Raw genomic sequence first — 11094 nt, 5'->3', positions numbered from 1 at the left:
CCTTCGTGGCCTTTCTCGGCACTACGCTCTACGGCCAGGCTGGCCAGTGTCTATCAGTATCCGCTCGGCGCACTGGTGGTACTGGGGGGCTCAACCGTGGCGGCGATCATCGTTGGCCTGATCTACGGCAAGGGCACGCGCGTCTGGTGTCGTCAGCTGTGCCCGGTCAATGGCGTGTTCAATCTGTTGGCACGCCTGTCACCAACCCACTTCCGTACTGATCAAGCGCAGTGGGCCGCACACAATCAAGCCGTGAGAAACGGTGATGCAGTACGCATGTCGGCACCGGACTGCGCGCCGCTGATTCCGCTCAAGCAGCTCGACAGTGCCGGTGACTGTCATGCCTGCGGACGTTGCAGCGGCTACAAGGACGCCATGCAACTGGAATGGCGCGCGCCGGGGGCCGAACTGATCGAACCACCGCAGCCGGTTCGCTTCACGCACTACTCCGTTCTGGTGTTTGGCCTGCTGGGGATCGCGATCGGCGCCTTCAGCTGGAGCGCCAGTCCGTGGTTCGTGCAGATCAAGCAGCTGCTGGCCTTCTGGCTGATCGAGCACGACCTGATGTGGCCGCTGACCACCACGCTACCGACCTGGATTCTGACCAACTATCCCGAGCACAACGATGTCTTCAACCTGCTCGACGGCAGCCTGATCACATTGTGGATCGTGGTGGGGGGCGGCTTGTTGGGCGCCGCGACCAGCCTGCCGCTGCTGCTCGGCAACTGGTTGATGGGCGGCAAGGCGACTCTCTCGCGCCTGTGGCACCTGTCGCTCAGCCTGATCCCGCTGGGCGGACTTGGCGTCTTCCTCGGCTTGTCCGCCACCACCATGACGCTGTTGCGCGGTGACGGCATCAACCTGACCTGGGCCAATGATCTACGCGCCACGCTGTTGGTACTGGCCTGCCTGTGGGGCCTGCGACTGGCGTGGCGCATCACCGGCGAGCAGCTCAATAGCGGCCAGCTGGGAGGCGGGAGCACCTCGCGCTTGATCGGCACCACCAGTGTGGCGATGGCTTGCCTGCCGGCAATCGGTGTGTGGTACCTGATGTTCTGGGGCTGGTAAACGCCTGATAGCCTGATACGTATAGACTGCCTGCTGAAACGAAAAGACCCGCCATCATGGCGGGTCTTTTTTGTGGCGACTGAAAACAGTACCGAGAGCAATGTCAGGCACGAAGCCAAGCACAACACTACCTCTGCCTAGTGCGCACCACCGTCCTCAGTAGGCTTCTCACTCTCAGGCTTGCGGAAGGCAAACGCCACGATACTGCCCACCACATAGACGGCCCCCAGCCACAGGAACAGATTATCGAAGGCCAGCACCTCCGCCTGCACACTGATGCGCTGCGAGATCATCTCGACACCCGCACGCCACGGGTCGGCCAGTCCTGCGAAGGCTGACTGATAGCTGGCGAGCTGGTCCACCACTTCCTGACGCCCCAGATTGATGGAACCGATCATCTGATTCCAATGATAGTCCTCGCGCATCTCAAGCAGGGTATCGATCAATGCCAGCCCTACCGCGCCACCCAGATTACGCATCACGTTGAACAGACCGCTGCCATTGCCAATGGCGCTCGGCGATAGCGTACCCAGCGCCAGCCGCGACACTGACAGCAGCACCAGAATCTGTCCCACGCCACGAATCAGCTGCGGCCAGAAGAAGTCGTCATAGCCAGAGGCTGAGGTCAGGTGCACATTCATGCCGGTGCCCACCCCGGTCAGCACCAGCCCGATACACAGCAGCAGGCGCAGATCGAGCACATCGGACAGCTTGCCCGCCACGGGGGCCATCACAAACATCGCGGCACCGGTCACGAACATGATTTCGCCGATCTGCAGGCTCGAGAAGCCGCGAATGGTGCCCAGAAATAACGGCACCAGATAGACCAGTCCGTAGAGCACCACCCCGACCCAGAAACCGATGATCGCCCCGAGCCCGAAATTGCGATTCTTGAACACGCGCAGATCGACGATCGGATTATCTGCCGTCAACACGCGCCAGAAGAATCCTACTCCCGCCAGCGCACATATCGTCGCCCAGAAAAGAATCAGCGAGCTTGCGAACCAGTCATCACCGGGGCCTTCCTCGAGCACATATTCCAGGCTGCCGAGGAAGATGGCCATCAGCGTCAGGCCCAGCGTATCGAGGCGTTTGAGCAGCTCACGATTGCCAACATCGATGTCCAGATTGCGCCACACCAGCCCCGCCACCAGGATGCCCGGCACCAGATTAGCCAGAAACAGCCAGTGCCAGCTCAGGTATTCGGTCAGATAGCCGCCGACGGTCGGCCCGATCGACGGCGCCATGGTCGCCACCAGCCCGATCAACGCCTGAATGCTGCCCATCATGCGCCGCGGGAAGATCGAGAAGCTGACCGCCTGCGTCAGTGGAATCATCGCACCGCCCATGAAGCCCTGCACCGCGCGCAGCACGATCAATGACTCAAGCGAGGTGGACAGCGCACAACCGAGACTGGCCAGCGTGAAGCCCAGCGCCGAGACGGTCAGCACCACACGTGTCGAGAAGATACGCGCCAGCATGCCGGACAGCGGAATCATCACGATCTCGGCGATCAGATAGCTGGTCTGAATCCACGACACCTGCTCGCGACTTGCCGAGAGCCCGGCCTGAATCTCATTCAGGGAGCTTGCGACAATCTGGATATCCAGAATCGCCATGAACATGCCGAATACGGCCGCGATAAAGCCGATCTGATGGGCGCGCGACGGCATATCGTTGGGTGCGCTGGCTGACATGCCGGTTCCTGCGCTTGTCTCAGCCACGCCTACTGCGCTCCGGTCGCGCTAGCAGTGGTGACGGAGGACGCCGTAACAGGAGAATCAACAGGAGCCGCCGCATAGGTGCCACTATCCGGCAGTTCGCGCGTATCGATACTAGGTATCGCCGAAAGCCCTGCCCGCAAGCGCGTCAGTGCCTCTTCAGGCCCAGTCAGGCGAATGCGTACCGGCACCCGCTGCACGATCTTGTTGAAGTTACCGGTCGCGTTGTCGGTTGGCAGCAAACTGAACTCGGTACCCGTCGCTGGCGCGAGGCTATCGAGCACACCTTTGAACTCGATGTCCGGATACGCATCCACCTCAAGGCTCACCGGCTGCCCGACGCGCATGCGCTCGGTCTGGGTCTCCTTGTAGTTGGCCACCACGTAGGCACTATCGACCGGCACCAGCTGCATCAATGTCAGCGAGGCACTGGCCATGGTACCGACCTCAGCACTGCGATTACCGATCACGCCATCCTGCGGCGCGATGATCTTCGTCTTGTTCAGCTGATGGCGGGCATAGGCCAGGTCCGCCGCGGCAGAGACGATCTCGGCGCGCGCCGAATCCAGCTGGGCCTTATAGACCTCAAGCTGTCCGCGGGCAGACGTCAGTGCGGCCTGCTTCTGCGCAACGCTGGCCTCGGTGGTGCGCAGCGTCACCTGATCATCCTCATAGGATTGCTGCGAGGCGTAGCTGCGGCTTTCCAGGCTCTTGGAGCGCTTGAGGTGGAGTGCCGCCTGATCGCGCTCAGCCTTGGCGGAATCCAACGCGGCCTTGGCCTCGTCGATCTTCGCCTGCTGCAACGTCAACTGGCGCTCGGCCTGCACTTCGCCGGTGCGCGAGTTGTCCAGCTGGGCACTGGCCTGATCCAGATTGGCTTTGGCATCACCATCATCAAGTTCCACCAGCAGCTGACCCGCCGTCACCGGCTGATTGTCGTGCACCAGCATGCGCGTAATACGCGCCGTGGTCTCGGCGCGCACAGGCACGCTGTCGGCACGCACGTAGGCGTTGTCAGTTTCCTGCATGAAGCGCCCGACCCGCCACCACTCCAGCCCCATGACTCCACCGGCGATAACACCCGCGACGACGACAAGAGCAACGATGCCCTTTCCAGCCTTGTTCATTGGAAAACCTCTCTAACTGCCGTCTCGCCGTCAGTCTCGCGACCTGAACGGAGCACGCACAGGATCTGTAGAGCGATGCGATCACCGATATACACGCTAAGCTGTCACGGCATGCACTGTTGAATCTTGTACAGCGATGGTCTTGCATCATCATTAAGTGTAATAAATACTACAGTTAACTTGCGCGCTCTGACAGTTGCACCCCACGTCCCCTTGCGTTCAGGTAACTGCAACCCAAAAGCTGCATGCTGTAGCGATGCGCACGCTCCACTCCCCAGCAGGGTATTCGTATGATCGACTTACGCTCTAACGCTCCTGCAGCGACAGCACCTTCTTCAGCAGTATCTTCGGCAACATCAGCCACGCGTGCTTCGCCACGCGGTGAGGCACGCCGCAAGCGCCAGTTGAGCGTGGCGCGCGAGCACTTCCTCGAACAGGGATTCGCGGCCACCAGCATCAACGACATTGCACGTGATGCCGGTGGCTCACTGGCGACGCTTTACCGCAACTTTGGCAGCAAGGAGGGGCTGTTTCTGGCGGTCATGCAGCAGGAGGCCAAATCCGTGTGGGCACTGATGGACCAGCAGGTCAGCGATGGCAGCAGACCCGCCCAGGCACTGGAGCGCTTCGGCATGGCCATCTTGTCGCTGGCACTGCAGCCGCGCTTGATCCGGCTGCTACGCGGGCTGGCCTTCGAAAGCGGACGTACGCCCGAACTGGGCCGCCTGTTTCTGGAGAATGGCCCCGACGTCACGCGCCAACGGCTCGCCGACTATCTGAGCCAGCAGGTGAAAAAGGGCACGCTACCCGCCAGTGGGCTAGGAACGCAGCCGCTGAACGCCGCCAACATGCTGATGGGCATGTTGCTGAGTCCACTGCATATCGATGCACTGCTGGGCCGCCCTGACCGCACTGACAGCATGGAAATCCACCGACCGCATGTACAACGCTGCGTGCGTGTCTTTGTGGCCGGTTTCGGGGCCAATTGAGAGCGGCCAGTGTCGGGGGCAGTTGAGAGCGAACGATGGCGGCGCCTGACAAGGGAGGGCATCAGGAGAGGCAAGCGTCGTTGAGCAGAAAGAATGAAACTGAGGCAGGAGTGAAGCGGGAATCGTGCAGGAGCGCAGCACTACTCACTCAAGCGCAGCACCTGGCCATTGAGTGAGCGCCCTGCTCCTCCTGCCAGAAATCGCGCACATTCCGCGACAGCGGCAGGACCACTGTCCTGTGGGCACAGCAGATTGGCGCGTACCTTGTCCGGTGAGCGAGCGGCCAGCCGCTGAATCAGCTCACCCAGTGCTGCCTGAACCATGGCTGCACTCTGGCCATCACGCTTGTCACCAAAGGGTGGCGCTACCGCCAGCACCCGACCGCCGTGACGCAACATGCGCGCACAAGCCGCCTGCAGCAGTGCTCCTGGGCCTGCCACCTGCTGAACGAGACACTCTTCCAGCGTCTGTCCCGGCCCTGCCGATGGCGGCATGCAGACCAGCACATCGAGCCGCCCGAGGCGCGACACCAGTGCCTCAAAACAGCCCTCGCCCACCACGCGGCCGAAGCGGTCGTCCTGCTCACCACCCAATGCGTCCAGCACGCGGTTCAGGTCCTGACGGCCAGTCCCCATCAGGGCGATGATGGCGCCTTCCTCGAGAAAGGTCCGCGCCATGGCTTCCAGCCATTCATCCTGTCCCGCAATCAGTACCCTGCGTCGTGGCAGCATCACTTTCTCCTTGGTGATAGCCCCAGTGATTGCTCCTGATGCATCAGGCATGGCCACCGCTTCCCTGTCGGCAGCCATGCACTTGCTTTCTGGCACTAGCGCTCAGTCAGGCTCACGGCATCAAACCCGGCAACCACAGCACCAGCGATGGGAATACGATGCACAGCGTCAGCCCCGCCAGCTGCAGGCCCACGAACGGTAGAATCGAGCGGTAGATGGTGCCGATGGAGATCTGACCCGCAGTGATGCCCTTGAGGTAAAACAATGCATAGCCAAACGGTGGCGTCAGGAAGCTCGTCTGCAAATTGATGGCGACCAGAATGGCGAACCATACTAACAAGCCCTGCCCCGACAGCCCGAAACCGAAGTCCAGCGCCTCGACGACCGGTGCGACCAACGGCAGCACCACGAAGCTGATCTCGATCCACTCGAGGAAGAAGCCGAGCACGAAGATCAGCCCCATCAGCAGCAGCAACAGGCCGTAGGGGCCCAGGCCAGTGCCGGTAATGACATCCTCGATCAGGTAATCGCCGCCGAGGCGCTTGAAGACCACCGAGAAACAGGTCGCGCCGATGACGACGAACAGGATCATCGCGCTGGTGCGTGACGTGTCACGTAGCGTATTGCGCAGCGTCGGGAAAGACAGCCCGCCCATCACCAACGCCAACAGCAAGCTTCCGCCCGCGCCGATGGCCGCAGCCTCAGTCGGTGTAGCGATACCGGTCATGATTGAGCCCAGTACGGCGACGATCAACACCATCGGGCCGAATAGATCACGCAGCAGCGCCAGCGGTGTCTTGTCAGTGCCCAGCAACTTCTGGTCTGGCAGTGGCGCCCACTCCGGATGAAGCTTGGCGGTAATCAGTAGATAAGCGACATACAGCGCGCCGAGCAGCAAACCAGGCACCAGTGCTGCCTTGAACAGCGCGCCGACCGAAATCTGCAGGATGGAGCCCATCAGCACCAACATGATCGAGGGTGGAATCAGAATCCCCAGCGTGCCGGACGCGGCAATCACGCCACAGGCCATCTCAGGCTTGTAGCCCTGCCCCAGCATCACGGGCAGCGCCAGCAAGCCCAGCATGACCACGGATGCACCGATGATGCCGGTACTGGCTGCCATCACCACGCCCAGCAGCGCCACTGATACGGCTAGCCCACCATGCACACGACCAAACAGACGTTGCAGCGTCATCAGCAGGTTGCGCGCCACGCCGGAGCTCTCAAGCATCAGCCCCATGAACACGAATAACGGGATCGCGATCAACAGCCAGTTCTCGATCACCCCGCCGAAGATGCGCGACCCGACGGTGCCAAGAAATGCCACGGGTATATCGCCGATGAAGGCAAACACGATGCCTAACCCGCCAAGCAGGAAGGCGACAGGATAGCCGGAGAAGATACCAACAAGCAGCGCCACCACCATCGTGATGGGCAGAGCGTATTCAGCGAGCATTATCATGGCTCCCGTGGGCAGAGTCGTGGGGGGCCGCGGCGTCAGTCGACGCGCCTGCCGCCTGAGGGGCAAGGCCGGTCAGACTGGCAATCTCATGATCTTTCAGACGTTCCGGCACACGGGCCGGGTCAAACAGGCAGGCCAGATTCTCGAAGATCTGCCCTAGCGCGCCGAGGGCGAGGAAGACCAACCCCGTCGGCAGCATCGCCTTGATCAGGTAACGATCCACCAGTCCGCCGTAGTTGGACTTCTCGCCAGACACGTAGGACATGTTGACGAAGTGCTTCGACAGCCAGGCGATCAGCAGACAGAAGGGAATCAGCATGATGAGGTGACCGATAATATCGACCACGGCACGTCCACGCGGCGAGAGCCGCTGATAGAACAGATCGACCCGCACATGCGTATCGCTGTGCAGGGCGTAGGTGCCACCGAAGAGCGTCAGGATACCGAACAGGTGCCATTGCAACTCGGTGACGGAATTGATGGTGATCGCCGTGCCGAACAGCAGCACATCCGGCGACCCCCAGTTGGCGACTTCATTGATGCCCAGGGCGTTGAGCGTGACGGTGGTGAGCACGGCCAGGATGATCGCCAGACCCAGCCAACTGGTCCAGCGACCCACCCACAGCCCCAGGCCGACCAACGGTCGCCCCAGGGCTCCACACACCGCCCCGCCTCTTGCCCGCCAGGGCGCAAGGCGGGGGTCGGTCATTGTGCGCTGCCCCCATCGTCTTTCATGGCCATCGGCTGCGGCATGGCTTGCAGTTCATACCACTCGTCGATCAGCGCCGCGTGCTTCATCAGCGAATCATAGGCCTTGGCGAAGTCAGGGTTGGTTTTCTTCTCTTCTTCCAGCACCTCACCCCACGCCTTCTGCAGCGCCGTCATGACGGGCTCCGGGAAGCGCTTGACCTCGACACCCTTGGCCTCCAGCTCGTGAATCGCCTTGACCTGTGCCGGCGGCGCTTCTGCCATGGCCCACTGCAGTGTCGCGCGGCAGGCGGTCTGGAACTGTGCCTTGCGCTCATCGCTGTAGCTGTCCCACACCTCTTGATTGACCAGCAGCGAGAACCAGCTCGCGCTCTGATGCCAGCCCGGGAAGTAGTAATACTTGGCGACTTCATTGAAGCCCATCGCCTGATCGACCTGCGGCACCGAGAACTCGGTGGCATCGACGCGGCCACGCTCAAGCGCCAGGTAGATCTCGCTGCCCGGCACTAGTTGCGTCGAAGCGCCCAGCTTGTTGAGCACCTTGGCGCCGAGGCCCGAGATGCGCATGGACAGCCCCTTGAAGTCGTCCGGTGTGTTGATCTCCTTGTTGAACCAGCCACCGGTTTCCTGCGGAGAGATGAAGCACGGCAGCACCTTCACGCCGTACGGGTCATAGGCGGCCTGTATCAGCTCGGTGCCTTCACCGGCCCACATCCACGACATGAAGGCTTCCGGACTCGGGCCGAACGGTAGTGCGCCGTAGAGATTGGTGATCGGCACCGTGCCTGCCCAGTAGCCCATCCAGTCCCAACCGGCCTGAATGGCACCGGAAGATACGGAGTTGAAGACTTCAAAGGCCGGTACCAGATCACCCGGTTCATGCACACGCAGGGTGACGGCACCGCCGGTGGCAGTCTTGAGCTCCTCAGACAGGCGCACCGCGCCTGCACCGAGGAAGTTCTTGGTCGAGAAGGTACTGGCCACGTCGAGCTTCTTCGGGCCTTCGGCCTGTGCGGGCATGGCGACCATCAACGTCGTGGTAGCGACGGCTGCCGCGATGGCGACTCCGAGACGCAGACGACGTGGAGTGGCGGACAGATGAGAAACAGCGTGATGAGGCATGGGGCGGCTCCCTGATTATTGTTTTACTGACCCATGGTGCTGGCCAGGCGTACTGATGAAACATGCTGCCACGTGCATAGCTTACGCTTACGTCAACTTGCCCTTGTGTAACGCAAGTCACTGACCACAACACTAGAACATCAATAATTTCAGCCATCTACACCCACATCGTCAGGCATTCTCTTCATGTCACTCGACTTCGTCTGCTAAAAAACATGCGAGGCGTCCGGATAACCGGACGCCTCGCATGTTTTTTAGCGCCAAACCGCCACCAAGGTCGCGGATCGATAACCGCAGCAAATACCTTTTGGTCAGCCATGACTCTTGCAAGAGTCACGGCTGATGGGGGATGCAGCGCGATGACAGAGTGATTTCTCAAAAACGTCCGGAAATCCGGACCATTTCCGGATTTCCGGACGCTCTATGTCATTCTCCTGATCTGACGGCCTACAAACCATGCCGAGCGAGCTTCTCGTACAGTGATGACTTGGCGATACCCAGCTGACGTGCCGCCTGGGTACGGTTGCCGCCACAAGCGCACAATGCTTTCTCGATCAACTGATGCTCAGCGTGTGCCATTGCCTCGCGTAGTGGGCCCGTCGTCACTGGCGTATCAAGGGTAATCGCTGACGTACAGTGCGCGGCGGAATCCAAAGGGGGTGTGGATATCTCACTACGCCGTGTGCCGATAGCGTCCGGCAGGTCTGTCGGCTGGATATGACTGCCGCCGAGATAGAAGGCTGCTTCGAGCACATTTTCCAGCTCGCGCACGTTGCCGGGCCAGTGGTGGGCGCACAGTCGCTCCAGCGCGGCAGGCGACAACACGGGCGGGCGACGGCCACTGCGCCGAGCGAGACGTTCCAGTAGATGCGCTGCCAGACCGGGCAGATCTTCACGGCGTTCGCGCAGCGGTGGTATCACCAGTGGTACCACGTTGATGCGATAGAAGAGGTCTTCACGGAATTCGCCACTCTCGACCAGCGCCTCCAGCGGGCGGTGGGTCGCGGCGATCACGCGCACATCCACCGTCACCAGCCGCGTCGCGCCGACGGCCTCGACTTCACGGTCTTGCAGAACGCGCAGCAGCTTGGCCTGCATCGCCAGCGGCATGTCGCCGACCTCATCGAGAAATAGCGTGCCGCCATCCGCCAATTGGAACTTGCCGGGCTTGCCGCCACGCCGTGCACCCGTGAAAGCGCCCTCCTCGTAGCCGAACAGCTCGGCCTCCAACAGCGCTTCGGGAATCGCGGCGCAGTTGAGCTTGATGAAAGGCCCTTCCGCGCGTGCCGAGGCACGATGCAGCGAGTGGGCGTAGAGCTCCTTGCCGGTACCCGATTCACCGCGAATCAACACCGACGCGCCACCAGGGGCAATCTTGCGCACGCGTGCCGCCAGCTCACGCATCGCAGCGGATTCACCGATGATGTCGCTCAGCTTCCAGCGGGCACCGGTGGTGGTTTCCAGCGCCTGACGGTAGTAATCCACCTCGGCTTCAAGTGCCTGCACCTGGGCATTCACCTGCCGCCATTCCCAGGTATCGTGATAGATCACCGAACCGATGACGCCGATGACCTCGCCATCACGCAGGATGGGGTAGCGATGGGCGATCATGTGATGGCCACGAATCAACTGCAGCTGGGCAAGTTCTGCCCGTCCGCTCTCCAGCACCTCATGCATGCGGGTGTTCTCGATCACCTCGCGGGCATCACGTCCCAATACCGCCTCAGGGTCGACGCCGAGAAACTCAGCGTACGGCGCATTGAGAAACTGGATGCAGCCGCGGGCATCTACCACCACCACCCACTCCTCCACTGCATTCATCGCCGCCTTCAACAACTCGCGACGGCCACGCTCGACATGAATCGACGTCGCAGGTGCATCGTTGCTCACCGGCATCACTCTTCCCGACCCACCCGCCGTATCTGACACTGGCATCTGTTGAGCCATCTTCCGCTCTCCCTTGGCGTCTCCGATCATCGTGGGTAGCCATCCTCCGCCACCATCACCCGCCGGATCTGATTGTTGTGAGCTGCGCCCTCACGCAGCCAGCGTCCGGAAAACCGGACACTGGCTTTCAGCATCGGCCTATCGCCGCCAAGGATCAACGTAGCCAGTGGTCGTAGAGGCTACGGCATAGCAATATTATATTTATAATATTTTGAAACA

At 61.3% G+C, this 11094-nt stretch carries 9 protein-coding genes; 2 read left to right on the top strand and 7 right to left on the bottom strand.

Going from position 1 to position 11094, the window contains the following annotated elements:
• Positions 1–1068, top strand: a 1068-nt coding sequence (locus tag BF12_RS0113885; RefSeq protein WP_024952795.1) for a 4Fe-4S binding protein, incomplete at its 5' end; no start/stop codon positions are given.
• A gap of 137 nt (positions 1069–1205) precedes the next feature.
• On the opposite strand, the gene BF12_RS0113880 is transcribed toward BF12_RS0113885, so the two are convergent.
• The gene (locus BF12_RS0113880) at positions 1206–2765 is read right to left on the bottom strand and encodes a DHA2 family efflux MFS transporter permease subunit (RefSeq protein WP_024952794.1); all 1560 of its coding nucleotides are present in this window, start codon (positions 2763–2765) and stop codon (positions 1206–1208) included.
• Positions 2766–2794: 29 nt separating this feature from the next.
• A complete protein-coding gene (locus BF12_RS0113875) occupies positions 2795–3916 on the bottom strand; it encodes an HlyD family secretion protein (protein WP_024952793.1) in 1122 nt (373 codons plus the stop codon).
• Between the two features lie 290 nt (positions 3917–4206).
• Here BF12_RS0113875 and BF12_RS0113870 point away from each other — a divergent pair, with 290 nt between their 5' ends.
• Positions 4207–4905, top strand: a complete 699-nt coding sequence (locus BF12_RS0113870) for a TetR/AcrR family transcriptional regulator (RefSeq protein ID WP_024952792.1) — start codon at positions 4207–4209, stop codon at positions 4903–4905.
• A 140-nt stretch (positions 4906–5045) separates the two neighbouring features.
• Here the strand turns inward: BF12_RS0113870 and BF12_RS0113865 are convergent, their stop codons facing one another.
• The 5 genes from BF12_RS0113865 to BF12_RS0113845 all read right to left on the bottom strand — a co-directional run bounded on the left by BF12_RS0113865 (position 5046) and on the right by BF12_RS0113845 (position 10875).
• Complete coding sequence (locus tag BF12_RS0113865; RefSeq protein WP_248623724.1) at positions 5046–5687, bottom strand: SDR family NAD(P)-dependent oxidoreductase; 642 nt, start codon at positions 5685–5687, stop codon at positions 5046–5048.
• A 61-nt stretch (positions 5688–5748) separates the two neighbouring features.
• Entirely contained in the window at positions 5749–7092 is a 1344-nt protein-coding gene (locus BF12_RS0113860; protein WP_024952790.1) for a TRAP transporter large permease, read from the bottom strand.
• The gene (locus BF12_RS20250; RefSeq protein ID WP_084488127.1) at positions 7082–7807 is read right to left on the bottom strand and encodes a TRAP transporter small permease subunit; all 726 of its coding nucleotides are present in this window, start codon (positions 7805–7807) and stop codon (positions 7082–7084) included. The genes BF12_RS0113860 and BF12_RS20250 overlap by 11 nt, the downstream gene beginning before the upstream one ends.
• Complete coding sequence (locus BF12_RS0113850; protein WP_024952788.1) at positions 7804–8928, bottom strand: TRAP transporter substrate-binding protein; 1125 nt, start codon at positions 8926–8928, stop codon at positions 7804–7806. Before BF12_RS0113850 ends, BF12_RS20250 begins: the two co-directional genes overlap by 4 nt.
• A 447-nt stretch (positions 8929–9375) precedes the next feature.
• Positions 9376–10875: a sigma-54 interaction domain-containing protein gene (locus BF12_RS0113845; RefSeq protein ID WP_248623723.1), complete on the bottom strand. Its 1500-nt coding sequence runs from the start codon at positions 10873–10875 to the stop codon at positions 9376–9378.
• Positions 10876–11094: the final 219 nt, after the last annotated feature.

Origin of the sequence: Cobetia crustatorum (assembly GCF_000591415.1) — a bacterium.
Lineage (GTDB): Bacteria > Pseudomonadota > Gammaproteobacteria > Pseudomonadales > Halomonadaceae > Cobetia > Cobetia crustatorum.
Note: the sequence above shows the minus strand (reverse complement) of the source record. Positions and strands in the feature narration are given on the sequence as shown.

Coding starts and splice junctions, on each gene's coding strand:
- BF12_RS0113880 (WP_024952794.1), bottom strand. CDS start 2,765: ATGTCAGCCAGCGCACCCAACGATATGCCGTCGCGCGCCCATCAGATC.
- BF12_RS20250 (WP_084488127.1), bottom strand. CDS start 7,807: ATGACCGACCCCCGCCTTGCGCCCTGGCGGGCAAGAGGCGGGGCGGTG.
- BF12_RS0113865 (WP_248623724.1), bottom strand. CDS start 5,687: ATGCCTGATGCATCAGGAGCAATCACTGGGGCTATCACCAAGGAGAAA.
- BF12_RS0113870 (WP_024952792.1), top strand. CDS start 4,207: ATGATCGACTTACGCTCTAACGCTCCTGCAGCGACAGCACCTTCTTCA.
- BF12_RS0113875 (WP_024952793.1), bottom strand. CDS start 3,916: ATGAACAAGGCTGGAAAGGGCATCGTTGCTCTTGTCGTCGTCGCGGGT.
- BF12_RS0113845 (WP_248623723.1), bottom strand. CDS start 10,875: ATGGCTCAACAGATGCCAGTGTCAGATACGGCGGGTGGGTCGGGAAGA.
- BF12_RS0113850 (WP_024952788.1), bottom strand. CDS start 8,928: ATGCCTCATCACGCTGTTTCTCATCTGTCCGCCACTCCACGTCGTCTG.
- BF12_RS0113860 (WP_024952790.1), bottom strand. CDS start 7,092: ATGCTCGCTGAATACGCTCTGCCCATCACGATGGTGGTGGCGCTGCTT.